General features: G+C 71.6%; 17 protein-coding genes and 2 pseudogenes. 9 read left to right on the top strand and 10 right to left on the bottom strand.

Annotated features, from left to right (window positions below):
• Nucleotides 1–407 precede the first annotated feature (407 nt).
• Entirely contained in the window at nucleotides 408–761 is a 354-nt protein-coding gene (locus tag ACFYR0_RS21890) for a hypothetical protein (protein WP_389330429.1), read from the bottom strand.
• A 174-nt stretch (nucleotides 762–935) separates the two neighbouring features.
• On the opposite strand from ACFYR0_RS21890, the gene ACFYR0_RS21895 reads away from it, so the two are divergent.
• The 6 genes and pseudogenes from ACFYR0_RS21895 to ACFYR0_RS21920 form a co-directional block, all read left to right on the top strand.
• Nucleotides 936–2,276, top strand: coding sequence for a radical SAM protein (locus tag ACFYR0_RS21895; protein WP_389330432.1), 1,341 nt, complete (start codon nucleotides 936–938; stop codon nucleotides 2,274–2,276).
• Entirely contained in the window at nucleotides 2,273–3,322 is a 1,050-nt protein-coding gene (locus ACFYR0_RS21900) for an aminotransferase class I/II-fold pyridoxal phosphate-dependent enzyme (protein WP_389330435.1), read from the top strand. Before ACFYR0_RS21895 ends, ACFYR0_RS21900 begins: the two co-directional genes overlap by 4 nt.
• A 260-nt stretch (nucleotides 3,323–3,582) precedes the next feature.
• Nucleotides 3,583–4,452 carry a peptidoglycan-binding protein gene (locus ACFYR0_RS21905; protein ID WP_389330438.1) on the top strand — a complete coding sequence of 290 codons (870 nt, stop codon included), beginning with the start codon at nucleotides 3,583–3,585 and terminating at the stop codon, nucleotides 4,450–4,452.
• A 74-nt stretch (nucleotides 4,453–4,526) separates the two neighbouring features.
• Entirely contained in the window at nucleotides 4,527–5,219 is a 693-nt protein-coding gene (locus ACFYR0_RS21910) for a transglycosylase SLT domain-containing protein (protein ID WP_389330442.1), read from the top strand.
• Between the two features lie 15 nt (nucleotides 5,220–5,234).
• A pseudogene (locus ACFYR0_RS21915) lies at nucleotides 5,235–5,480 on the top strand (peptidoglycan-binding protein); the annotation flags it as partial.
• A 111-nt stretch (nucleotides 5,481–5,591) separates the two neighbouring features.
• Nucleotides 5,592–5,882: pseudogene (locus ACFYR0_RS21920) on the top strand (M23 family metallopeptidase); the annotation flags it as partial.
• Between the two features lie 207 nt (nucleotides 5,883–6,089).
• On the opposite strand, the gene ACFYR0_RS21925 reads toward ACFYR0_RS21920, so the two are convergent.
• On the bottom strand, nucleotides 6,090–6,617 hold the full coding sequence (locus tag ACFYR0_RS21925; protein WP_389330445.1) for a ferredoxin: 528 nt from the start codon (nucleotides 6,615–6,617) through the stop codon (nucleotides 6,090–6,092).
• A gap of 56 nt (nucleotides 6,618–6,673) precedes the next feature.
• On the opposite strand from ACFYR0_RS21925, the gene ACFYR0_RS21930 reads away from it, so the two are divergent.
• The 3 genes from ACFYR0_RS21930 to ACFYR0_RS21940 all read left to right on the top strand — a co-directional run bounded on the left by ACFYR0_RS21930 (nucleotide 6,674) and on the right by ACFYR0_RS21940 (nucleotide 8,698).
• Complete coding sequence (locus tag ACFYR0_RS21930) at nucleotides 6,674–7,222, top strand: GNAT family N-acetyltransferase (RefSeq protein WP_389330448.1); 549 nt, start codon at nucleotides 6,674–6,676, stop codon at nucleotides 7,220–7,222.
• Complete coding sequence (locus ACFYR0_RS21935) at nucleotides 7,219–8,145, top strand: hypothetical protein (protein WP_389330451.1); 927 nt, start codon at nucleotides 7,219–7,221, stop codon at nucleotides 8,143–8,145. The genes ACFYR0_RS21930 and ACFYR0_RS21935 overlap by 4 nt, the downstream gene beginning before the upstream one ends.
• 265 nt (nucleotides 8,146–8,410) lie before the next feature.
• Nucleotides 8,411–8,698 carry a hypothetical protein gene (locus ACFYR0_RS21940; RefSeq protein ID WP_389330454.1) on the top strand — a complete coding sequence of 96 codons (288 nt, stop codon included), beginning with the start codon at nucleotides 8,411–8,413 and terminating at the stop codon, nucleotides 8,696–8,698.
• 51 nt (nucleotides 8,699–8,749) lie between these two features.
• Here ACFYR0_RS21940 and ACFYR0_RS21945 read toward each other — a convergent pair whose 3' ends face one another.
• From ACFYR0_RS21945 to ACFYR0_RS21980, 8 genes are all read right to left on the bottom strand, one after another.
• Entirely contained in the window at nucleotides 8,750–10,978 is a 2,229-nt protein-coding gene (locus ACFYR0_RS21945; protein WP_389330457.1) for a bifunctional serine/threonine-protein kinase/ABC transporter substrate-binding protein, read from the bottom strand.
• Nucleotides 10,978–13,242 (bottom strand): ABC transporter substrate-binding protein, encoded by a 2,265-nt coding sequence (locus ACFYR0_RS21950; protein ID WP_389330460.1) that lies wholly within the window; start codon nucleotides 13,240–13,242, stop codon nucleotides 10,978–10,980. The genes ACFYR0_RS21945 and ACFYR0_RS21950 overlap by 1 nt, the downstream gene beginning before the upstream one ends.
• Nucleotides 13,242–13,853, bottom strand: coding sequence for a hypothetical protein (locus ACFYR0_RS21955; RefSeq protein WP_389330463.1), 612 nt, complete (start codon nucleotides 13,851–13,853; stop codon nucleotides 13,242–13,244). Before ACFYR0_RS21955 ends, ACFYR0_RS21950 begins: the two co-directional genes overlap by 1 nt.
• Nucleotides 13,854–14,679: 826 nt before the next feature.
• Nucleotides 14,680–16,629, bottom strand: a complete 1,950-nt coding sequence (locus ACFYR0_RS21960) for a PQQ-binding-like beta-propeller repeat protein (protein WP_389330466.1) — start codon at nucleotides 16,627–16,629, stop codon at nucleotides 14,680–14,682.
• A gap of 90 nt (nucleotides 16,630–16,719) precedes the next feature.
• Nucleotides 16,720–19,284 (bottom strand): hypothetical protein, encoded by a 2,565-nt coding sequence (locus ACFYR0_RS21965; RefSeq protein ID WP_389330468.1) that lies wholly within the window; start codon nucleotides 19,282–19,284, stop codon nucleotides 16,720–16,722.
• A gap of 312 nt (nucleotides 19,285–19,596) precedes the next feature.
• Nucleotides 19,597–21,180 carry a VWA domain-containing protein gene (locus tag ACFYR0_RS21970; protein ID WP_389330471.1) on the bottom strand — a complete coding sequence of 528 codons (1,584 nt, stop codon included), beginning with the start codon at nucleotides 21,178–21,180 and terminating at the stop codon, nucleotides 19,597–19,599.
• A 31-nt stretch (nucleotides 21,181–21,211) separates the two neighbouring features.
• Entirely contained in the window at nucleotides 21,212–23,827 is a 2,616-nt protein-coding gene (locus tag ACFYR0_RS21975; protein WP_389330474.1) for a hypothetical protein, read from the bottom strand.
• Nucleotides 23,828–23,862: 35 nt separating this feature from the next.
• On the bottom strand, nucleotides 23,863–25,263 hold the full coding sequence (locus ACFYR0_RS21980; RefSeq protein ID WP_389330477.1) for a hypothetical protein: 1,401 nt from the start codon (nucleotides 25,261–25,263) through the stop codon (nucleotides 23,863–23,865).
• Nucleotides 25,264–25,361 lie beyond the last annotated feature (98 nt).

The raw sequence follows: 25,361 nt of genomic DNA on the forward strand, positions 1-25,361 counted from the left end.
GCACGTCACGAGACGCCGGCCGCCGTCGCCGCCCGGCACGGAACCGCTGCCGCAGACGTACGGCCTATCCCCTCGGGCGCGGCCGATCGCGCCTACCTTCTCGGGGACGGCCTGGTACTGCGTATTCCGCGAGCCCGGCGATTCCTCCCCGACCTGGTCAAGGAGGCCGCGGTCACCCCGCCGCCCGATGCGCCGGCGTGCGCACTCCGGATGTCGTCACGTGCCATTGGACCGCGCCCCCGGCCAGTCGACTCCTGGGTCTCCTGCGCTTCTTCGCCTCGGCTCCGCCGACTCCCTGGGCCGATCTCACCTGACCCGGCGGCGACTCTCACCGACTGCCGGCAAGGCCGCCGACGAGGCCCCCGGCACGGCTTCCCGACATGCAGTGCCGCCGGGACGGCCGTGGCTCACCGGAACTCGTGAACCACCTTGATCTTGCCGACGATGTGGGCGTTGAACTCCTCCAGCTCCTCGGCCGGTACCCACAGCTCCAGGATGGTCCGTCCGCCTGCCTGCCGGACCGGATACCTGCGCAGGAACTCCGACTCGACCTCGAACCGGGTGACGAAGCCGACGCCGTCCTGCTCGACGTTCCAGTCCCGGGCGATCTTGACAGCGTATTCCTCGTTGAGAACGGGATAGAAGATCGGCTGCTCGGGAAGCCGGGGCGGCCACGCACGCCAGTCCGTCTCCCGCACCAGTTCCAGCTCCTTGGGGCCGGTGGGGCGCCACAGGGTCGTCGTTGCTCGCTGGTCGGCCACGGGATCTGCTCTCTCACTGGCAGCCGCGGGGGCGACTGGCGGGGCCCTGACGGTACCGGCGGTGCCAGAGCTGTGGCCACCTGGTTTCGACGACGACAGATCGGAACGGGGGTACCGCGTTCCGCCTGTAGTTCAGCCCCTGTCGTCCGGGGCCCGTTCGTGCATGATGACGGGATGAACCATGGCGACCAGCGCTTCCACGTCATCGTGCTCTCGAACTTCGCGAAGGGCTTCGACAAGTACGCGTTCTCCTACGGCAAGGCGGGGATTCCGGAGAGCACCTTCCCCGACCGTTTCCACCTGCTGACCCGTGCGGAGTTGGGAATCGGTGTCGGCAAGGCGGGACGTCTGCTGGACCGGCTGGCCATTCCGGGCGACCGGCTGCTGGTGCTGGAAACCATGGTGGACCCCGACGAGCTGGTGCCCAACGTGTCGACCGGCCTCGGCATGGAACTGCACGAGGCGCGCATCCGGTTGTCAGCGGTCCATGAACTCGACCGAGCAGGCGACGAGTTCACCCTGCGCCCGACAACCGTTGAGGATGCGATGGCGGCCTCCCTGCAACTGCACCCGGCGTCACAGCGGTGCTACGCCGACACGCGGCCGCGCTCGGTCTCGGTGCTGCCGGTCGCCTCCGCCTGCCAGGCCCGGTGCTCGTTCTGCTTCTCCTCGGCTTCGATCTCCAGCGACCAGGCGCCGGCACGGGTCCCGTGGGACGCGGTCGCCCACTGGCTGGAGCGCGCCCGTGCGGCGGGTGCCGAGCGTGCGGTGATCACCGGCGGCGGGGAGCCCACGCTCATACCGTTCGAGCAGCAGCTGCGACTGGTGTCCGCCTGCTCGGCGGCCTTCCCGAAGGTCGTCCTGATCACCAACGCGCACACCCTGGCGAAGGGCGAGCACGCTGACCGGGCCGGCCGCCTGGCAGCTCTGAGCGCCGCGGGCCTGAGCGTGCTGGCGGTCTCCCGGCACCACCACGACGACGCCGTCAACGAGCGGCTGATGATGCTGCGCACACCGGTCAGCGAGGTGATCGGCACCTGGCGCGCGGAACGCGACCGCTGGCCGGGGCTGCGGACGAGGCTGATCTGCGTGCTCCAGCACGGCGGCGTCGCCGACGCGTCCGGCGTCGCGGACTACCTCTCGTGGGCCGCGGCTCTCGGCGTCGAGGAGGTCTGCTTCAAAGAGCTCTACGTGTCCACCAGTACCGAATCGCTCTACTTCGACCGCACCGCCAACGTCTGGAGCCGCGAACACCAGGTTTCGCTGTCCGTCGTCACCCGGTTCGCCGAGCAGCACGGTTTCGAACTGGCGAGCCGCCTGCCCTGGGGCGCGCCGGTCTACCACGGCAGCTGGGACGGACGGCCGATCCGGATCGCCGCGTACACCGAGCCCAGCCTGCTCTGGGAACGCACCACCGGGATCGCACGCAGCTGGAACGTCATGGCCGACGGACGCTGCTACGCCTCCCTGGAAGACCGGGCCAGCGAGATCGTGTCGGAAGGTGCGGGGGTATGAGGTTCGCCGAGTTCCAGGAACTCCGGCAGCGGCGGCTCAGTGCCTCACCCTCGCTCCTGGACGCCGCCGAGACCAACGTCTACCGGGCGCTCGCTCCGATGCGACCGGAACCGCCGGGCGACCTGAGCACAGTGCATCGGTGCGATCTCGCCCGTGCCTGGCTGCGGCGCTTCGAGCTGCCGGAGGAGTGGTCCGGTCGCGCCATGGTCTGTCGCGGGGTCCGGCACGGACTCGGTGTGGTGTTCCAACGGCTGCGCGCCGCGCGAGCGCGGTTGTGGCTGCCCGGCGACGTGTACCCGGTCTACTTCGAGCTGGCCCGTGCCGCGGGCCTGGCGCCCGTGTCCTACCCGACGCTGCCCGCTCCGGACCTGCCGAGGTCGCCGGTGGACCACCGGCCCGAGTATCTGCTGCTCGCCAACCCCAGCAAGCCGCTCGGCCGGTACCTGTCCGACACCGAGTGCGCCGCGGTGATCTCGTGGCTGCGGGAGTCACCACACCGCCACGTGCTGATCGACAGCGTCTACGACCTGGGAGCACCGTTCGCCGCCGGCACACGGCGACTGCTGGACACCGGTCGTGCGATCCTGCTGCATTCCGTGACCAAGGGATGGCTGTGGCCACGCACGTTCGGTGTGGTCCTGCTGGGTCCGGCGCAGACCGAATGGGCCGAGGCGTTCCGGGCGGAACCGCCGACCCCGGCACAGCTGAGGCTCGCCGACCGCCTGCTGACCGAGCACAGCGACGTGCCCCGGCAGGTCGCCGGCGCACTGGCCGCACGGGCTGAGCGGCTGTTCGAACGGTTGCCGGACGACGTGCTCGGCGCGATTCCCACGGCGAGCCGCACCTGTCCCGGCAACTACTTCTTCCCGGCCGACATCCCGGCGCAGACGCTCCAGCACGAGTACGGCGTGCTCGCGATGCCGGTCAGCGTGTTCGGGGAGAGCGACTGGTCCGGTTCCGTCCTGACCGGCCTCGCCGACGCCTTCGGCCCGACCCCGACGATGGCCCGACGACACCGGGGTCACTCCTCGGGCCCGCACCGATGACGACGTGATGACGCTCCGCTGACACCGGTCTCGTACGGTCATAGCGTGACGGCCGGGGCCGGCCACAGGCCCCGGCGGGTGGCCCGGAGACGGGCTGCTCGGCCCGGCGTGCGTCGAATGGCGGCCGTGGCTGACGGTGCCGCGCGCGCGTGCCCGTCTTCCCGGGAGAGGGGAAGGGTCCGCACAGTCCTTTGTCCGCCGGCCTCCTTTCTCCGTTCCGCCCCGCGATCACGTGTGACGCGAGAGGGAAGGATTCCACCATGCCCAGTCCATGGATGCCCCAAGCCCTCAAGACGGACATCGGAGACCACGCGCCGTGCGACCCGGAATTCCCGGCGAAGGCGATAGCGCACATCACAGGGGACCTGACGGCCACCGCCGACGACCCCCTGGATCTGCTGCCGTTCGCGAATCTGAAGGGCTTCTTCACCGGCAGCGGCAGAGGCAAGGCCCCGCACATCCTCTGGGACCCCTTCACCGGGGCGTTCGCGCAGTTCTTCCCCGCCACATCCCGCAGCAAAGCGGTGGCCGACAAGGACGGGGGTACGCGTACCAACCGCGCCGGCAAAGTCGTGATCCAGGTCGAGTCCCTGTTCTTCCCGCACTGCCGTGTGAACGGCAAGGTGTTCGCGAGGCTGGTCGACACCCCTTGCAGGGGCTGGGACGAACTCCACGCATGGATCAGTTCGTGGGACGTGCCGGACGTCTGGCCCATGGGCCGCCCGACCTCTCTGTCCCGCAATACGTGTCCGGCCGACAAGTGGCGGGCGCAAGGAGGGTGGTACGCCCACGCCCACGTCCCGGAGAACGACCACGTAGACCCCGGTTCCTGGCCGGAGTTCGGGTCCCAGCCACCTGAACCGCCCCTGACCGAGCTGCGGTTCGAGCCCTTCCCCGGTGCGTCGTTCTTCTCGGCGGGGCGCAAGTCGCCCGTCATCGCGGCGATGCACGGCCGACTCGTCGCGGAGGACTGCGGCCGCTACACGTCCAGCACCGCGTTCGACGTATGGGGAGCGGGCGACGTGAGGTCGTACACCGCCTGGCAGGAGAAGCTGGGTTTCGACGGGGCCGCCGCCGACGGTGTCCCCGGCCCGTTCAGCTGGGACAGGCTCGCGGTCCCCAACGTCTGAGGCCTCCCACGCGAGGCCGTGACCGCCCAGGTGCGCTTCTGAACCAGCGACCTCCATATGCCCTAGGAGGCGACATGGTTGCTCTGTCCAACGTGCGTTTCGGCAAGACCAACGGCGAGATCAAGGCCACGCAGAACGCACTCATCGCAGTCGGCATAGAAATCCCCGCCGGTGCCACCGGATTCTTCGGCGAGCAGACGAGAACGGCCTACAGGAAATGGCAGCACATGCTGGGGTTCACCGGCTCGGCCGCCGATGGATTCCCGGGATGCGCCTCACTGGCCAAACTCGGAGCCAGAGCCGGATTCACCGTCGACTGCCGCCACCCCGGTGCCATCGCCAAGAGTTCCGTACGCTTCTCGAGGAACTCGGGCCTGGCGCTCGGCGAGCCCACGGCCCTCGCGTTCGCCGAGCAGGCGTGTGACCTGACCGGCGCGCCGAGGAGCTGGGTCACGGGAGTCGCCAACGGAGCGAGTCTCAAGACCCTCGTGCGCCGGGAGTCGGCGTACAAGCCGAACGCGGTGAACCTCAACGACTCGAACGCGACAGGTCCCTTCCAGTCGGACGGTGCGAGGCTCAACTGCTCACGCGGCTACGCCCAGGTGATTCCCGGGACCTTCGCCGAGAACCACCAGGCGGGTACGTCCGACCGGATCTACGACCCGGTGGCGAACATCTCGGCAGCGATCAACTACATCTGGCGGCGGTACGGCGACATCTCGCGCGTGCAACAGGCCAATCCGAACCTGGATCCGGCTCCATACTGAAGGGACAAGGTCATGCCTGCCCTGGCACCATTCCCAGGAACGACATTCTTCCGCAAGGGACGACACAGCGCGCTGATCGCCTCGATGGGCAAACGCCTGGTGGCGGAGGGGTGCGGCAAGTACCGGTCAGGTCCCGGACCCGACTGGACGGAGGCGGACCAGCAGTCGTACGCCGCCTGGCAGCGCAAGATCGGATTCGAGGGGGCCGACGCCAACGGCATACCGGGCAAGACCTCCTGGGACCGCCTCCGCGTCCCGAGCCCGGCGCCCTCTCCCGGCGGCGGTCGCGCCGCATCACCCGTACCGGGCCGTCCCATCACCACCGCCTACCGGATCAAGGGGTCTCGCTGGAGCCTGGGCTACCACACCGGCGTGGACTACGCCGCTCCGATCGGCACCCGCTGTGTCGCGGTGCTCAGCGGTTCCATCGTGCGCCACGGATTCGATAAGAAGGGCTTCGGCAACTTCCTGGTGCTGCGCGCCCACGGATTCGACTACTGGTACTGCCATCTCTCCGAGCAGACCGTCAAGAGCGGTTCGGTCAGTGTCGGCCAGAAGATCGGCGAAGTGGGCTCGACCGGCAACTCCACCGGCCCCCACCTCCACTTCGAGAAGCGTCCGGCCGGAGGCGGTTTCGGATCGGACGTGTCGCCCACCTGGTAATCGACCTGCACGCTCGACCGCGGCGGCCTGGTCCAAGGCTTCCATCCAAGGTTTCCACCGGCGACGTCAGGGAGATCCGCGCCGTCCGCGGGAGGACGCCGCTACCTGACCGGAACTTCCCGACCCTGCCCCGAACCTGGTCAGGGACGGGTTCACCGGCGAAGACGGGTACCGCTGCCGGTGGGCCGAGCGCAGGGCCGGGGTAGTTCAGAGGTGGGGCAGCCGGTCCGCGGTCGTGGGGGAGCGGCGCTCCTCCAGCCAGAGGAGGTAGATCCGGAGGTGTGTGGCCAGCTCTCCGTCGATGTATGCAGCGTAGTCGTGCGCAGCGGCGGCCGTGCCCTGGCCCGACCTCTCGTCGTCGGCCTCCCAGTCGGCGCGTCGGGTCACCAGGTGCTCCACGACCCGCGCCCGGTCGCGCCACCACCGCCGAACCGCTTCCGGCGTCCAGTGAGCATCGCCGTCACAGCCGTAGGCGGAGAACACCTCGACCTCTGCGGCGTTCACCAGCTGCCGCAACTCGTGTGCCGTTCGCGGCTGTCGGTAGACGTACTCGGTGAAGTGCTCGCCCTCGTACAGGACAAGTCCAGGGGCGTGGATGCGCCCGGTCCCGCAGTTGTCGGTCTCGGCTCCGTAGAACGGACCGGGCACGTTGAGCCACTGCCGGTCCGCCCACTGCCCCTGGAAGACGGTGCGTGCCTTGCCGAGCAAGGACACCGGATCGAAGTAGAGGTCCACTGCGGAAGGTTGGCCGGGAGTCGGTAGGAGCCCTGGCGTGAGGTAGGTTGCCAGGGATGACTGAGCTTGGACCCGTCGCCTGGCCACCCGCCCCGATCCGGACCGGGCGGCTCGTGCTGCGTGAGTCCGAGGCCCGGGACCGTGCGGCGTTCCTCGAGTTGTTCACCTCGCCAGAGGTGCACTCCTACCTCGGCGGTCCCCGGCCGCGTGAAGAGGTTGAGCGCGAGATGCCCGAAGTGCCCGCGCGGTGGCCCGGGAGCTTCGTCGTCGATCTCGACGGGGCGATGATCGGCCATATTCTGCTGAGGAGAGCCACGGGGCACCGCCGTCCGGCGGCTGTGGGGAAGGCTGATCTGGGTTACCTGTTCCTGCCGCGAGCCTGGGGGTTCGGATACGCCACCGAGGCGTGTACGGCGGCCCTCGCCTGGCTCGACGGTGTACTTCCCGGCGAGCCGGTGGTGCTCACCACCCAGACCGCGAACGTCGGCTCGATGCGCCTCGCAGCGAGGCTGGGATTCACCGAGGTGGAGCGGTTCCGGGCCTGGGACGCCGAGCAGTGGCTCGGCCTGCGGTCCCCGGTCCCGCCGGTATCCTCACGGACGTGATCTACGAGGGAACGACGGGTACGGACGAGGGTGCGCCGACGACTGCGCGCCTCCGCGAAGTGCTGAACCGCGCTGAGCGCGTCCTGATCACCGAGGGGCCTCCGAGCGAGGTCAACTCCGCGGGCGTGGCGCGGATCGTGGTGACCGGCGCCGAGATCGCCGACTTGGCTCAGCTGTTGGCCATCGTGGACGGCGGTACCGGAGATCGGTGCCGGTGCCAGGGCTGGCCGACGATCCTGGTTCACGACGTGGACGACGAGTTGATCGCCTGCTGGACGCTGCATCACCAGACCGGTGTTCGCGGTATCGGTGACTGCGATGCCGACCTGCTGGATGGTCCCGCACTCACCGAATGGCTGGCAGAGCGAGGCCTGACCGGATCGCGCGAGGCTCAGGCGGAGTTGGCCGTGCAAGAGGCCGAGGAGGACCGGCGTCGACTGCGTTGGCTCGAGGCGGCGCCCGACGCCCTGCGCGACGCGGCCATGGAACTCTCCGAACCGCCCGGGAGTGACATGGAAGCCTGGTCGGATCGAGTCGGCGATGCCGAGGATCGCCTCGCCGCACTCGTCCGAGCCTGCTACCCCGACGGGATCGAGCGGATCAGCGTCCTGCTGGCCTGGGCCGGGGTGTCCGCCAGAGGGTCCACCGGCGGCCTGAAGTGGTACGACATCGCGGTCGAGCAGCAACTGCTCGCCGAAGACCCCGCCCTCATCCTCAGCGCGCTCGCCGCCCAGTCGCCAAGCGCGACCCAACTCGACGGCGCGGCACAGGTCTTCGCCTCTCTGGAGTGGACCGAGGCGCACGGCAGGCAACTGCCGGAGCCGGTGCGGTCGACGCTGATCGCCCACATCGAGGCGTCCGGCACCGACCCGATGAGGTTCCGGATGCGCCACGGCTATTACGGCGCTGAGCGATCCGTGTGAAAGGGCGCTGCAGGTCAGCGCGCCTTCGCCGATTTCCGCGAGCCCCTACGGCCTCGTACTCCACAGGCAGCGTAATGAGGCGCCTACTCCAGCGCCCAGCCATGGCAAGATGCCCTCATGCTGATCCGAAAGGGCGATGCCGCGTAGGCGTCCCAAGGCCGTCCGTGCAGAGCGGTGGCGGCCACGATGGCAGGGGCCGGTCCTCAGGGTCCGTGGTGTCTCCGCGCGGACTCGGGCAGCGATCCGCCGAGTTGAAGACCAGGAGATGTGGCCCAACGCGGTTGCCGTTGCGCTCTCCCGCTTCGAGTGGGCCTTCAAGCAGCCCGGCCGCTACCTGAACGCCTCCGAGGTCTGTTCGCCGGGTTTTGAGGTGGAGGATGCCCGCGATGACCTGGAGAGGGTGATGCGGCACCTTCCTCCAGGTGCCCAAAGGGACCTGGGCCGCCTAATTGCGCGCATCGACGAGGAATTCGAGCGCCGAACCCTGCCGGAGCCCAACAACGTGGAGTGGGCGGTGATGGGGTGGTGGTGGACCAGGACAAGAGAACGCTGACGGGTCCTGGGCTCGTGACCCTGGAAGCGGTGGAGCATCAGAAGTCCCCCGTCACGACACCGCCGCGTCCAGATACTGCCCCAGATACCGGAACTCTCCGTCGTCGGCGCGGAACCAGAACATCGCGTCGTGGTTGTAGCCGTATCCCTGCTCGTACTTCACCGTGCGGGTGATGCCGGAGTACGTGATCTCGGGCATCCGGCGGGCGATCGCGCCGCGTTCCGTCAGGGGGGTGCCGTCCTTGTCGCAGGCCTGGGCCAGGAACATCACGGCGTCGTGGGCTTCCGCCGCGTACCAGCCGGGGTCGGTGTCGAAGCGGGCGCGGTAGGCCGCGGTGAAGGCGCGGGCGGAGGGGTCGGCCGTCGCGTCGGTGAACGAGGTGGCGAAGACCCAGCCCGTCGCGGCGGCGCCTGCCGAGGTGAGGAAGCGCGGGTCGAGAGCGCGTTCGGTCGCCAGCCGGGCGCCGGTGAACCGGGCGGCGGTCAGCGCCGACGCGAATCCGGCGGCCCGGGGCGCGTCGCCGGTGAAGAGGACCGCGTCCGCGCGGGCGGCCCTCACCTCGGCGGCGAGCGAGGCGTAGTCGATCTTCCCGGCGGCCACACGGGTCACCGTGGCGTCCCGGCCGCTCCGCCTCAGCGCCCGCTCGGTCTGGTCGCACAGGGCCCAGGCGAACTGGTCCTGTGCCCGGTCGTCCACGAGGAACACCTGACGGGAGTCGGCGTGACGGCTGAGGTAGCGGATGCAGGGGGCGGCGAGCAGGCCGTGCGGGACGCGCAGGGCCGCATGGCAGTGGAAGGTGTTCGACTCGATCGGTGAACCCTGTGTGTCGGCGCCCACCGAGACGGACACGACGGGCATCACCGCACGGGTGTAGGTCTTCTCGGTGGCGCTGAAGCAGGCGTCGGTGGTGGGGCCCAGTACGGCGAGCACCTCGGCGTCCTTCGACAGCCGGGCGGCGAGCTCGCGGGCGCGCCCCGCGTCGCCGCCGTCGTCGTACGGGCGCAGCTTCAGCCGGAAGGGGCGGTCGCTCTGCGCGTTGAGTTGTTCGACGGCCAGCCGGGCGCCGTTGAGCTGGGCCTTCCCGCTCTCCTTGTCGGCGCCGGTCAGGTCGCCGTGGAACGCGACGGCCAGTTCGGGGCGCGGACGGCCGGCTCCGGACGGCGTGGACGGTCCTGGTTCCGTCCGGGTGCTCCACCACCAGGCCCCGCCGCCGCCCGCCGCGAGGAGTCCCGCCGTCGAGCCGAGGCGCAGGAACCCCCGGCGGCCGACGGTACGCGGGGTGGGGCGGGTGGCGGTGACGGCCGTCAGCGTCAGGGCCTCCGCCGACGCGGTGCTCGCCGCGTCCGACGGTGCGGACGCGGACACCTGGGTCGGCTCGATCGCGCCGAGGGTGAGCACGGCGGCGGATCTGTCGTTGATCAGCCGGGTGACCGCCGCGGGCAGCCAGTCGGACGGTTCGGCGGAACTGGCCGCCGCCTCCTCCCCGAGCGTCGTCCGGAGCCGCGCGAGGCTCGGGCGGTCGGCCGGGTCCTTGTGCAGACAGGCTCGGAGCAGGGGCGCCAGAGCATCCGGCAGCGCCGCGGGGTCGGGCTCCTCGTAGACCGTGCGCAGCAGCACCCCCGCCGCCGCGCCGCTGCCGAACGGCCGCACCCCGGTCGCGGCGAACGCCAGCACGCAGCCCAGCGAGAACACGTCGCTGGGCGGGCCGATCTCGCCGCCCCGCGCCCGCGCCTGCTCGGGCGACAGGAAGCCGGGGGAGCCGACGATCATTCCGCTGGAGGTGAGCGCGGTGCCCTCCGGCGCGCGGGCGATGCCGAAGTCGATGAGCCGCGGCCCGTCCGGGGCCAGCAGGACGTTCCCCGGCTTCACGTCGCGGTGCACGAGTCCGGCGCCGTGCACCGTCTCCAGCGCTTCGGCGAGCCGCACGCCCAGCACTCGCACGGAGGCTGGCGACAGCGGTCCGAAGAGGTCCACCGCCTCCGCGAGCGAGGGCCCCGGTACGTACGAGGTCGCCAGCCACGGTGTCTCCGCCTCGGCGTCCGCGTCCAGCAGCGCGACCACCCAGCGGCTGTCGACCTGCCGTGCGGCCTCGACCTCACGGCGGAAACGGGCCCGGAAACCGCTCTCGTCGGCGAACGAGGACCGGACGGTCTTCACCGCGGCGATCGCCCCGCCCGGCGCACGGGCCAGGAAGACCACGCCCATGCCGCCGGCGCCCAGCCGCCGCAGCAGACGGTAGCGGCCGATCCGGGACGGGTCGCCGGTCCGCAGGGGCTCCATCAGGCGGTGAGCGGCGCGGGGCCGTCGTACACGAAGCCGCCCTGGTCCACCCGCCAGACGTAGGCGCCGCTGCCGTCGATGGCCATCATGCCGTTCTCCTGGAAGGCGATGTTCTTGGTGATGCCCTCGTACTTCCCCTCCCGCACGGAGGCGAGCAGGTTCTGCCGGGTGCGGCCCTTGGACGGCAGCGCGGCGAGGGCCTCGAGCAGCATCGAGGTCACGTCGTAGGCCTCCGCCGCGTACCGGGGCGGCGCCTCCTCGAAGCGTTCGCGGTAGGCGGCGGCGAACTTCCGCGCCTCGGGTTTGCGGGTCGCGTCGATGACCGGGGCCACCATCACCCAGCCTTCGGCGGCTTCCTGGGCCTGCGTCAGGAACTGGTCGTCCAGCAGCGCCGGGCCTGAAACCCGCGCACCCTGGAAGGCGCGCTCCCGGAGTGTCGCGGCGATCAGCGCTCCGCGGTCGGGCAGACCGGCGAAGAACACGGAGTCGGCGCCTGCGGAGAGCACCCCGTCCACCGCGGTGCCGAAGTCGCGGCGCATGGCGCTGACCACTTCCGGCACGGACGGGTGCGGGACGTTGGCGAGCGTGTTGCTGAGGGAACTCGCCAGATTCGTCCCGTAGGCGCCGGCCGGTCGGTCGACGACGATGCCGACCTTGCGCGAACGCGCCGTACCGAGGAGGTAGTTGCTCGCGAAGATGGGCAGCACGGCGTCGAGCAGCCGTGCGTGCAGGAAAGAGCGGAACCCCTGGATGGTCAGATTGGTCGTGCCGGGGGACAGGCCGACGACCGGCAGCAGTCCGGCGTCGTACGTCGCGAGCGCGGCCTGCCCGGTGTCGTCGGTGGTCGGGCCGACCACGGCGAGAACCGTGGGATCCCCGGTGAGATCCTTGGCCACCCGGGCCGATGCCGCCGGATCGCCCCCGTCGTCGACGGCCTTGACCTTCACGGTGAACGGCGCGTCGCCGCGCGCGTTGAACTCCTCTACCGCGAGCCGCAGTCCACGCTCCTGGGCCCGGCCCGTCGCCCGGTAGGGGCCGCTGAGGTCGCCGTGCAGCGCGATCGTGTGCACCGGCCCGCGTGAGGACGCCGTGGCAGCGGGACCCTTGCCTCCGGAGCCGCCGTCGCGGGCGGCCGCCCACCAGGCACCGCCCCCGCCTGCCGCCAGCGCCACGGCCCCGCCGGCGAGCAGCAGGAAGCGGCGCCGGCCGGCCGGACGGGAGTCCCGCGGCTCCGCCGCCGCGGACGTCTCACGCGTTTCGGGCTCGGCCGGGCTGCCCGTAGCGGTCGGCGGTTCGGCCGGCGTCTCGGTCGGCGCCAGCGTGTGCTCGATGTCCGGCAGCGCGAGCGCGGCGGCCGAGCGCTCGGCGATCAGCCGCGAGACCGCCTCGGGCAGCCACGCGGACGCCCCTTCGTCCTGAGGCGCGGCCTCGCCTGGCCCTTCGCTCTGGACGGCTGCGTCGGCCGTCAGTTCCCGGGCCAGCTCACCGGCGTCCGGCCGTCTCGCAGGATCCTTCTCCAGGCAGCGGCCCAGCAGGTCGAGCAGCCCCGTCGGCACCCCTTCCAGGTCCGCCGGGTCGTGGACGGCCCGGTACAGCAGGGCGTCCAGCGCCCCGCTGCCGAAGGGCGCCCGGCCGGTCGCCGCGAACGCCAGCACACACCCGAGAGAGAACACGTCGCTCGCCGGGCCGATGCCGTCACCGCCACGCCCCTCGGCCTGCTCGGGAGACAGATAGCCGGGCGTGCCGACCACCATCCCGGTCGCCGTGAGCGTCCGGTCCTCCGGTGCGCGGGCGATGCCGAAGTCGATGAGCCGCGGCCCGTCATGGCCGATCAGTACGTTGCCCGGCTTGAGGTCCCGGTGGACCAGCCCGGCCCGGTGCACCTCGCCCAGCGCCTCGGCCAGCCGGACGCCGAGCACCCGCAGACCGCGCTCGGACAGCGGCCCGTACGAGCTCACGGCCTCGGCCAGCGACGGCCCGGGCACGAACGCCGTCGCCAGCCACGGCGCCTCGGCGTCCGGATCGGCGTCCACCAGCGGTACCACCCAGGGGCTGTCGACCCGCCGGGCCACCTCGACCTCGCGACGGAACCGCTCCTTGAAGCCCGGCTCCTCGGCGTACTCGGCGAGCAGCACCTTCAGCGCCACCAGCGCGCCGCCCGGCGTACGCGCGAGGTACACCACGCCCATGCCTCCGGCGCCGAGCCGCCCGAGCAGGCGGTGCTCCGCGATACGCGCGGGATCCGACGAACGCAGCGGCTCCATCAGTTGTCTCCTTCGAGCTGGAACTTCACGCCGTCGAGCATCGCGTTGGTGGCGGACGACGCGTAGACGTTCAACTCGCTGTCCGAGTAGCCCTTGGCGCCCTTCACCGACACCGCCACGGTCACCGTGCCGAGGCGGGTGACGAACCAGAAATAGGACTGCTCGACTTTGCCGTCGAGGTACTTGCCTATCTCCACGATCTGGTCGTCGGCGTAGGTGTTGTTTCCCTGGCCATAGGGAGTGGCGGTGGACTGGAGTCCCGCGATCCACTCATCGGCACGGACCTGCTGCTCCCGGCAGCGCAACGGCTCCTCCAGGGTGGAGGCCAGCCGCTCGTCGGCGTCGCCCACGGTGGTGTGCACGGTGACCGACGCGCTCACCTTGAGCTCGCCCTTGCCGCCGGCGGCGGGAATCTCGCTGTAGCGGGTCAGGGAGGCCAGCACGCTCCGGGGCAGTGACTGCCGCTCCCACCGGCACTGTTCGTCCAGTACGGCGAAGGTGCCCGGGGTGCTCTCGGCCGACTGCTGCGCCTGGAAACCCGCGCCCCAGCCCTGGGGTTCGAGCGTGACGGCCGCTGCCAGTTCCTCGGCCCGGCTCTTCGTCCTGGGCACCCTGGCGGGGTCCGCCTCGAGCGGCGACAGCGGCGACGCGTCACCACCCGAGGGCGACGCGGACGCGGCCGCGGATTTCGACGGCGCCGAAGCGCTCGGTTCGGCCGCCTTGCCGTCGTCCCCGGAACTGCAGCCGCCGAGCACCAGGCCCGCCGTGACGACCGACGCCGTAACCCCCCACGGCCAAGTCCTTCTGCGCACAACGATGCTGTCGTTGCCCATCCCCGCCCCCTCGCTCACGAGCCCCCGCTCGCGCTCGGTGATCGTACCGACGGACGCGGAGAGCCGACGCGCGGTTGCACGAACGGGAGTACGAGTCCGGGCGGCATACGTCGGCCCCGCCCTCGTCGGTGCCCCGGAGGACCACATCGTCGACACCGCCGCCTCGGAAGGCCTGCTTCGCAGGTAGCGGCAGGACGACCGGAGTTCCGGCCCGCACGATCCCAAACCCTGTGGCACATAACAGGGTTCGGGCTGGCCGAATGCAAATGCGTCGACAATGACTGGAATTGTGAGGAAGGGCTCATGGAACGGGCGCGGCGACGTGGGCCGAGTGCCATGGGGCTGCGCCGTGCCGGGAACGTCGACGTGTGCGACCATCCAGGGCTCGGCGAAAGGGAGTTCTCTCGGCCCGGGAAGCACTCACCGTCTGTCTGCCGCCAACGGAGCGGGGACGGTCCGGCGGGCGATCGCCGAGGCCCCTCGCGCCCTTCGACCGCAAGGCGTCGGGGGAGGACCTGGAGGAGCTCGTGACCGAGGCGGCCCACGCGATGGGGTGGCCTCGGGGGAGTGGGCCGCGGCGGGGCGCTCCCCCGAGGCCGTGGCGCTACCGTGGCCCCGGTAGCGCCGAGGGCAGTGCGTGGAGCGTGCCGCCGGACGACGCCGCGTGGACGTTCGTGCCGCCCGGGGCGCAGACCGTGGCCAGGATCTGTCCGCCGAGGTCGAAACTCTGCAACGACGTCCCGTCCGCCGCGTCCAGCAGATGGAGCCGGCCGCTCCACCCGCCCGCGTAGACGGCGGCGCCGTCCGTGCACAGCGCGAAGAACTCCTCCTGCCCCGAGTGCGGTGTGCGCCAGACCCCCTCGCCGGTCGCGGCGCTGTGGCAGTGGACCAGGCCCGCCGCGTCGCCGACGATCACCGTGTCGGCCACCCGCACGGGCGGTGTCAGCACCGGCGCGCCGAGCCGTACCTCCCAGACGGGGAAGCCGTCGGCGGCGGACACACAGCGCAGAGTGCCCTCGCCGTCCGCGACCACCAGGCGGTCATCCAGCGGCAGCGGCGCGGCGAGTACGGGGGCAGGCAGCACCACCGGGGACTCCCAGGTGAGTGTGCCGTCCTCGTCGTTGACGGAGAGGATCTCCCCGCTGCCCGCGGCCGACAGGTACACGTGCCGGGGCCCGGCCGCCACGGGCAGCGCGGGAGCGCCCGAGGCGTCGGTGAAGGGCCCGGTCGCCCACCACATGCGGCGCGTCACCGCGTCGAAGTGATGCAGGCGGCCGGTGGACTCGCCGAGGAACACGCTCTGCCGGCGCAGCAGCACCCGTGCGCCGACGACGGTCCCGGCCGACCGGGACCACCACATGCGGCGGTCCCGGCTGTTCCAGGACTCCAGCCGGCCGTCGGCGTCGCACATCACCAGCACATCGCCGTCCGCGCAGAGCTGCACCGGTGCGGCGAGGTCCGTGCGGCGGATCACCTCGGCGCCGGTCGCGGCTTCCAGCCAGCGCACGGCGCCGCTTCCGTCGGCGGTCACCACACCGCCGTCCTCGGTGGCCACCACGCTCTGCGGCCACTCCCCGACGCGGGCGCTCCAACTGCGCCGCCCCGGGCGGAACGGGACGGTGAGCTCGGCGGCGTTGCCCGCCGCGGCCAGGAAGTCCTGGAGCTCCGCCCGGTAGGCGGCCAGGCTGCGGACCACCTCCCTGGGCAGCCGCAGCGTGCCCGGCGGGCCGAAGCCGTCGGCGATCTCGTCCAGCTTCGGGCGGGCGGCCGGGTCGGTGTCGAGGCATGCGCGGATCAGGCGGCCGGTGGTGTCGTCCGGCAGCCCGGACAGGTCGGGCTCCATCCCGGTGAGGCGGCGGATCAGCATGGCGTGGCCCGCGGCCTCCCCGGTGTAGGGAGCGTGGCCGGTCAGGGCGTAGAGCAGGATCGCCGCGATGCCGAAGACGTCGGTCGCCTGGTCGGTCCGGTCCAGGCCGCGGATCTGTTCCGGAGCGCAGAACTCCGGGTGGCCCATGACCGTGCCGAGGGCCAGCGTGACCCGCTGGCCCCTGATCCGGGTGAGCCCGAAGTCGATGATCCACGGGCCGTCCTGGGTGAGCAGGATGTTCCCGGGGTGCAGGTCCCGGTGCAGCAGGCCCTTGTCGTGCGCGGTGCGGAGGGTGTCCACCAGCTCGGCCGCCACCGCGTGGACCGCGTCGCGGGGCAGGGGGCCGTGCGCGTCCATGACGCGGTAGAGGGAGAGGCCCGGGATGAAACGGGTCGCCAGGGTGGGCCGCTCGCCGACCCGGAAGTCGAGGGCCAGCAACTCGGGGATGCGGGCTCCCTCGCAGCGCTTCAGCGCCTTGCTCTCCTGGTGGAAGCGCTGCATGTGCTGGGAGTCCTCGGTGAACTCCGGCTTGAGCAGTTTGACGGCCGCCAGGGTGTCGGTGCCGTGACGGCCGTCGGAGCGCCGGCCGAGGTAGACCTTGCCGAAGCCGCCCGTGGCGAGCTTTCCGAGCAGCCGGAACCCCGCCGCCTCGGGCGGATCGGTGTCCGGGTCGAGCGGGGTCACCATGGCAGCGTCCTCTCCGTCGGCCGCAGGGCAGGGTGGGCTGTCGCCCTGTCGATAGGCATGAGGTGTGTGTCCCCCTGGGTGGTGCGTCGTTCAGGTGCGGGTTCGGGCGGCTGAGGCCCTGAGCCGGTGCAACCGGTTGATCTCTTCATCGAGCAGTGTTTTCCGCGCCTGGAGGTGCCGGATCTCGTCGGCCATGTCCGAACCCTGCTGGGTGAGCCGGCGGATGGTGTGGTCGCAGTAGTACTTCAGAACCGGGTGGTCCGTCTCGGTCAGGGCGAGGGTGGTCTCCAGGGCGGCCCGCTCCTCCGCGGCGCGGTCCGTCCCGGCGTCTCGGGCCCACTCCGCCTGGTAGGCGTTGAACACGGCGAGGATCCGTTCCCCGATCCGGTCCCGGTCGCGGACGGCCCAGGACATCAGCGCCGCGCACAGCTCGTCCTTGGCGGCCCCGGCGCGAGCGGCGGCGCGGGCGAGGGCGGCGAGCGCGTCGCAGATCTCCGGCGTGTCCGTGGCCTGCGCCGCGAAGCGGGTCAGCTCGCGCAGGGCCAGCGTGGACCGCAGTGCGGGCAGCCGGTCGCAGATCCGCCTCAGCCACTCCCTGTCCTGGTCGGTCTCGTCCCAGTGGGGTTTCGAGGTGGCGAGCCGGTGTACGGCGTGGAGGACGGGCTGTGTGTACGCATCCGACCAGTCCAGGATGTGCAGGGTCAGGGCGTGGGCGGCCGGGCCGGGTCCTTCGCCGGTGTTCGAGTCGACGGCCAGGACGCCGTCCAGCAGGTCACGGACGATCACCGCGGCCTGCCGCCGTAGAAGCTTCGTCCTGAGTTCGGCGTCGAACGCGGCGGCGTAGGCGGCGACCCGGCTTTCCGGGCCGCTCCGACCGGGCGGCGCCGCTGCCATGGCGGTGAAGCCGGATGGAGGCAGCCCCTTGAGTGCGCACAGGACGTCCCAGCGGGCCGCGGACTCCGGCCGCAGCCCGTTCGGCCGCCGCGCGAGGGTGCGTCCCAGCGGTTTCCCGGGTTCTGTGCCGTGCGCGGATGACGTGCCGCGCACGGAGTGGGCCAGCGCCTCGAAGAAGCCGGGGTGTTGCAGCACCTCGTCACCGTGGCCGCAGACGACCGCGCCTTCCAGCAGCAGGGTCGGCGCGTCGGGCTGGCCGGCCGCCCACTTGCGGCCGGCTTCCGCCAGGCCTGTGCCGGTGTTCAGGATGGCGTGGAGCACCGGCAGTTCGGCGCTGTCGGCCAAGTCCACTCGTCTGCGGGGGTTCGGTCCGCCGAACAGCCAGAGCAGCCAGGCCCGTACCAGCGGGGCCGGTTCGGGCCGGTCGTAGAGAGCTCGGATGAATCGGCTCGCCAGGCCGGGCCTCCGGCGCAACAGCGACTGCGTCAGGGGCATGGTGCCCTCGGTGAAGGGGACGATGCCGGGCAGCAGTCCCTCGGTCACCGGGTCGGGCTCGCCCGGTCCGCCGACGGCGAGCACCTCGTCCATGACACCGGTCAGGACCTGGTCCAGCGGGCCCAGGTCCAGCCCGGCCGCGGCGCGGGCGGCACGCATCCGCTCGAAGGAGGCCGAGGCCGCCTCCACCTGACCGTCGAGCAGGCCGTTGACGAGTCGGCTCTTGTAGACCTGCGAGACGACGTCCTCGGACAGGTGCGGGGCCACCGCGTCCAGGTCGGCGTCCGGGTACGGCAGGACCCGGGTCACCAGGACGGCGGAGACCTTCTCGGCGTCCGTCCGAGGGGTGGCGCTCAGGACGTGGTCGAGGTCCGTGGGGGCCTGCCTCACGGCCGGCTCACGGTTCCGGGATTCCAGTACGTCCAGGACGTACTCGGGTGTGCGCAGGTCGATGATGTCCAACGGTTCGCGCGCCTCGGCGAGATGGTGGACGACCGCCTCGCCGCCGTCTCGGGTCCAGTTCTGGAGGAGCAGGTCGTGGTACGTGCGCGCCTGCGGCGACAGCCCGCCGAGATCCGGCAGTTCGCCGCTCAGGGGCAGGCTGGTCACGCCGGGTGCGCCGCGCGGGTCTCCCCAGAAAAGGCGCATCGGCACCTTCGCGCCCGGGGAGGTCGAGGTGGCCGCGGAGAGCGTGCTGCGCACCCCGAAGGGCAGCAGCGCGGCCACCGAGTCCAGCATGCGCAGCACGCCGAACGGCTGGTATCCGTCGGCACCGGTCACCGCCACCGGGCCGTCCAGCAGATAGGCCGCGGCGGCCGCCAGCCACCGGGTGGTCTCCGAGACACCGGGGGTGATGTGACCGGCGACGTCGTCGACCAGGAGGTCGTCCTCGCCGAAGGCCAGTTCGGCAGGGCCGGTACGGGTCTCGTCGAGGTGCTCGGCGGCGGCGCCGGCCGCCCGGGCCATGCCGTACCACCCGATACCCGCTTCCCGCACCTGCTGGTAGGGCACGGCGAAGTGGGTGATCCGGGCACGGTCCAGCAGGAAGACTCCGACGGTGCCGCCGCCCGCACCCCCCGCGTCGCAGCCGATGGTGATCCAGGGCAGCCGGTCACCGGCGGACGGTGTTCCCGGATACCAGTGCTGGATGGCGGCGTTGAACTCGCCGCTGCGGCCCGGTGGATGGGCCGCGACGACCTCGTAGCCGCGGGCGGTGTGGGGCACCTTGCCCCACAGCGCCCAGTCGGCGGTCAGCCCCGCTGCCATGGTGTTCCCCCTCGTACGGTGTCGGTTGCCGCATCGGCGGTTCGCGGGGCCCCGTCCCCGGAGGCGGAGGTACGGCTCCAGGACGTGACAGGCCGGGGTGCCGCCAGGAAACGACGGCATGCTCGACGTGGTGGTCGACTCGGGCGCGAGCGGCTTCACGGCCGCCAAGGTGTCGTCTCCTGGCGGCCGTCGAGGCATCGCTCGCGTCAGAGTGGTGTCACCGGGCCCGTGTCCCTGCCACCGGGCGGACTTCGGGCGGCCGGGCCCACGTCCCTGCCGTTGGGCGGACTTCGGGCGGCCGACCCGGACGCCTCACCGTGACTCCGCCATCGCGCTCTCCGTCTCGTGCGAGAAGCCGATGCCGCACAGCACGGTGGACTTGCCGAGCTCGCAGATGCCGGTGTCGACGAGCCGTTCACCGCCCTGTTGCGCGGCCGCGCGCTCGCAGCGCAGCCACAGCACCACGCGATCGGCGTTCCGGCGGCCGCGCACGACGACCTGGGCGCGCGCCTGCCCGGCATCCATCTCGTGGACGACCTTGCGGCCGTGCAGGGGGATCGGCTGGCGACTGCCGGACCGCAGGTCCGTGACGATCAGCGTTCCGGACAGCTGCGGGTTGCGCCGGTTGCGGACCTGTACGGCGGCCGCTGCGCCGAGCAGCAGCACGAGCAGCACCAGCGGGTAGAGCCAGCCGGGTGTGTGGTCGGGCACCGTGCCCTGCAACTCCACCTCGGTCAGGACCGGTTCGCCCGGGGAGAACTTCGCCTCCCCGAGGGAGCCTTGGACCACCTTCGTCCACTCCGAGGAGACTTCGGCGCGCAGGGTCACCTGTGACCGGAAGTCGCTGGACCCGGAGAACAGTCCGAACTGCGAGTCCTGACGCCAGGTCAGCTGCACACGCACGGTCTCGCTCCTGCCCGGCTGCAGGGTGACGGGACCGGCCCCGCTCACCCGCGCCGACCCCGCGCCGGCGTCGGCCGAGAGCCGGACGGTCAGCGGCACGTGCCGGGCCCTGGACCTCAGTGTCACCTCCAGGGTGCGGCTGTGGGACCCCGTGGCCGACCCGGCCGCCACCGTGACCTTCCCGTTCCCGGCCGGGCGCACCCCGTCGCCGCCGAGCGACACGGCGACGCCGCGGCCGCGGTCGGGGCGCAGCACGCTCAGCGCCTTCTGCTTGCGGACCTGGTTCTTGGCGTCGTTGAGCTGGGAGCCGAGGGCCGTCGGGTCGACCGGCAGGATCCGCGGTGAGGCGAAGGCGCTGCCGAGGATGTCGGAGAGCCCGGTGCCTTCGGCGAGCGGCAGTCCGTAGCCCATGATCTGCCGGTCCGCGCTCAGCGCGGCGTAGCGCTTCTTCAGATCCTTCCAGGCGGGGCTTCCCAGACGGGCGTAGGGGGTGCCCTCGGCCTTGAGGGCACCGTCGGTGAGCATCAGGACCGCCGCCACCGGTGCGGTGGTGCCTTCCAGCTGTTCGGCGGCGACGTTCAGCGCGTCGCCGTGATTGCTCGCCGACTCCTCCGCGGAGCGCGGGAGTTCCTTGTCGACGACGTCGCCCGTACGGTTCGCGGGCGACAGCGGGTGTACGACGCTGGTGGCCCGGCCGAAGGTGATGACGGCCACCTGGTCGGCGGGCTTGAGCGAGCCGAGGAAGTCGGCCAGCCGGCGTTTGACCGTGGTGTAGAGCGGTACGCCGTCGGGCCCCTTGTCCTTCATGGAGCTGGAGGCGTCGACGAGGACGACGTAGGCCGCCGGGACGTCGTCGACCTTGAGCGAGCCGTATATGCCGTCCGGGGTGACAGATGGGTCCGCGGCCAGCGCGGGCACCGGGCCGAGGACGGCCATCAGGACGGTGAGGGTGAGCAGCACGGCGCGGCGGGCCGTTGCCCGGATGGTGAGCATGAGGTGTGAGTCCCCCTGAGGCATACGTGGTTCAGGTACGGGTGTGGCCGGAGGCCTTGAGCTTGCGCAGGCGTTCCATCTCGCCTTTCAACAGCAACCGCTGGTCCTCGAGCTTCCGGATCTCGCCGACCGCTTCCGAGTCCTGCCGTGTCAGCAGCCGGGTCACGTGGTCGCAGTAGTACGTGAGGAGCGGGTGCTCCGAGTGGACACCGGCGATGGCGTTCTCCAGTTCGGCCCGTTCCTCGAAGGCGCGGCCCGCCCCGACGAATCGGGTCAGGTCCTTCTGATAGGCGTCGAACACGGCGAGCGTCCGTTCCCCGATCCGCCCCTCGCCTCGGACGGCCCAGAACATCAGGGCCGCGCAGAGCTGGTCGCTGCCGGCCCCGGCACGCCGGGCGGCGCCGGCCCGGGCGGCCAGGGCGTCGCAGTCCTCAGCCGTGTCCGTGGCCTGCTGCGCGAGACGCAGCACTTCGCGAAGAACCAGCACGGATCTCAGCGGGGGCAGCCGGAGGGCGATCTTGTCCAGCCACTCCGCGTCCTTGTCGGTCTCGTCCCAGTGCGGTGTCTCGGCGGCCAGCGCGTGCACCGAGTCGAGAACGGGCTGCGCATACGAGTCGGACCAGTCCAGGATGTGCAGGGTCAGGGTGCGGCCGGCCGGGCCGGGGCCCTGTCCTGTGTCCGGGTCGACGGCGAGGACACCGGCCAGCAGGTTGCGGGCGATGTCCGCCGCGTACCGGCGCAGCAGCTTGCCCTCGAGTACGGCCTTCAGCGCGCTGGCGTATGTGGCGACCCGGGTCTCGGGGCCGCTCGTACCGGGCGGCGTGGCGATCACGGTGGTGAAGCCGGACGGAGGCAGTCCCTTCAGTGCGCACAGGACGTCCCAGAGGGCTGCGGCCTCGGGCCGCAGCCCGTCGGGTCGCCGCGCGAGCGCACGGGTCAGCAGTTCCCCGGGGTCCGTGCCGTCCGGCCCCGCGGCGCCCGGGCGCAGGGTGCCGACCAGGGTGTCGAGGAAACCGGGGTGTTGCAGCACCTCGTTCCCGTGGCCGCAGACGACCGCGCCCTCCAGCAGCAGTGCGGACGCGCCGGGTTGGCCAGCGTCCCACTTGCGGCTCGCCCCGGCCAGACCGACGCCGGTGCTCAGCACGGAGTACAGCAACGGCAGTTCGGCGCTGCCGGCGATCTCCACGCTTCGGCGGGGATCTCGTTCGCCGCACAGCCAGTCCAGCCAGGACCGTACCAGCGGGCCCGGTTCGGGCTGGTCGTACAGGGCGCGGACCAGTCGGCTCGCCAGGCCGGGCCTCTGGCGCAGCATCGACTGCGTCAGGTCCATGGTGCCCTCGGCGAACGGGGCGACGCCGGGCAGCAGCCACTCGGTCACCGGGTCGGGCTCGCCCGGTCCGCACACGTCCAGGGACTCGTCCATGACACCGGCCAGGATCTCGTCCAGGGGGTCCAGGTCGAGTCCTGCCGCGGTGCGGGCGGCGCGCATGTTCTCGAAGGAGGCCAGGGCCGCCCGCGTCTGACCGTCGAGCAGGTCCCTGCGGAGCTGGTCCCGGAAGGCCTGGGAGACGACCTTCTCGGCCAGACGCGGCGCCACCGCCTCCAGGTCGGGGTTCGGGTCCGCCATCACCTGGCCCATCAGGACGGTGAGGGGCCCGGTGCTGATCTGAGGGCTGTTGAGCAGGACGTGACGCATCCGCTCGCGGGTCACCGGTCGTCCTTCGCTGATCTCCTGGGCGGCGGCCAGCGCCGGGTTGAGATCCGTCAGTACCTCCAAGGCGTATTCGGGTGTGCGTTCGTCGGCGATGTCCAGCGGTTCGCCCACGTCGGCCAGATGGCGGACGACCGCGTCGCCGCCGTGCTCGGTCCAGTTCTCGAGGAGCAGGTCGTGATACGTACGCGCCTGCTGGGACAGTCCGCCGAGGTCCGGCAGTTCACCGCTCAGGGGCAGGCTGGTCACCCCGGGCGTGTCGAGCGGATCCCCCCAGAACAGGCGCATCGGCACCTGGGCGCCGGGGGAGATCGAGGTTGCCGCGGACAGCGTGCTGCGCACCCCGAAGGGCAGGAGGGCGGCCACGGTGTCCAGCATGCGCAGCACGCCGAACGGTCCGGAGCCGCTGTTGCCGGTCACCGCCACCGGGCCGTCCAGCAGATACGCCGCGGCGGCCGCCAGCCACCTGGTGGTTGCCGAGACGCTCGTGGTGATGTTCGCGGCGATGTCGTTGACTAGCAGGTCCTCCTCGCCGTAGGCCAGCTCGACCGGGCCTGTGCGCCTGCTCAGGCCCTCGGCGGCGGTGCTGGTCGCCCGCGCCAGGGCGCACCAGCCGACCCCCGCGTCCCGCACCTGCGGGTAGGGCACGGCGAAGTGGCTGATCCGGTGGATGACGCGGTTCGAGATGTCGAAGTCGGCCGATTCGTCCAGCAGGAAGACGCCGACCGTGCCTGTGCCCGCACCCTGCGGGGCACAGCCGATGGTGATCCAGGGCAGCCGGTCGCCCGCTGACGGTGTGCCGGGCGTCCAGTGCTGGATGGCGTCGTTGAACTCGCCGCTGCGGTCCGACGGATGGGCGGCGAGAACCTCGTAACCGCGGGTCGTGCGGGGCACCTTGCCCCACAGCGCCCAGTCGGCGATCAGCCCCGATGCCATGGTGTGCTCCTCCTCGTACGCTGTCGGTTGCCTGATCAGGGATTCACGGGGCCGAATCCCCGAAGGAAGAGGTACGGCTCCAGGACGTTCACAGGCCGGGGTGTCGCCAGGAAGCGGACGGTGTCCTCGGCGTGGTTGATCAGGGACGGGTTCTCGATGTCGAACCCCCGGTCGGGGTCCACCCAGAAGCCGACGGCGGAGCAGGCGAAGTAGCCGACACGCTCCGGCGCGAAGTACTGGCCGATGAGCTTCTGGATCTCCGGCAGGCTGCTCTGCGGGATGGCGTGGCAGAGCCCGTCGTAGAGCCGTTTGGCGTCCACGACCTGGGGCTGCCCGGTCCGCGGGTTGATCCGGATGTTGCCCTGGTCGCAGGCCAGGCGGAAGATGCGGTCGTCGTCGAACTTGGCGATGCACACGGCGATGCTGTGCGGCAGATGGTTGCCCTGGCGCTCCCCGCGCATGTGGATCTCGGTGGCCACCCGGCGCAGGACCCCGCTGAAGAAGTCGGCGCTCTGCCGGGTGTCGTGGGTGAGAGGTCCGTCCTCGCCGTTGACCAGCCACTCGCGGACCGGGTCGACGACGTAGACCATGGCACGGGAGTCACTGAGATCCCTGATCAGCTCGTCCCCGTACTTCTTCCCCGTGTCCGAGTGCAGGTCGAACGCCTCGCCGGGCATGTCGCGGACGCTGACCTGGAACTCGGTCTGGTCCCTGGCGCGGTCGGCGCCCCGCCGGAGGAACTTGCGCTTCGACTGCGAGAACCGGGTGCCGCCGAGGTCCCCGGCCAGCGTGAAGCGGATCAGACCCTCCGGCCTGATGGTGGCGCTGGGGAACGTGCGGTTGCGGTAGAGGCTGCTCTCCAGCCTGTCGAGCACCGCCTGGGAGGCGTGGTCCTCGGGGTACAGGGCCCACTTGCCGTACAGCGGGTCCTGTACGGCCTGGGACAGGGCGGCGAGCAGGGTGGACTTCCCGCTGCTGTTGCCACCCCAGAGTGTGATCGCGGACGCGGGTGCGACGGCCCGGCCGCCCGAGGGCTGACGGGGGTCCGGCGGGCTGTCCGCAGGCGGGGTCGGCGACTTCTTGCCGTTCTTCTTCCCCCGTTTGTCGGCGGGGTCCGACGGGTCCTGGTCGTCGGCCTTCTCCAGGAAGACGCTGGGCAGCGCCCGGGGGGCGACACGGGGCGCGGCGGAGGCGCGCGCCTTGTCCTTCGGCGCGCTCTGCGGTTCCTGGCGCGGGCCGGGCGGCACGGGCCCGGGTGCGGTGGAGGGCATCGCCGGCGCCGCCTGTGCCGCTGGTGCCGCCGGTGCCGGCGGTAGGGCGTTGCGTCCCACGAGGGTGGACCGGCCCAGGATGTCGAGCGGTGACTGCTCCCGGTCCCGCCCGCGGTCGGGTTCGCCGTTCCTGGCCCGCTCGGGCGGTGTGTCGTCGTCGACCATGGATGTGCTCCTGCCTGACGGTCGGCGGAACGCGTCCGCCTGCGGTGGTGGTCCGGTCCGCGAGCCCGCGCGCACCGGAGGGATGGGCGTTGTCTTGG

This window comes from Streptomyces sp. NPDC005017, assembly GCF_042873115.1.
Classification (GTDB): domain Bacteria; phylum Actinomycetota; class Actinomycetes; order Streptomycetales; family Streptomycetaceae; genus Streptomyces.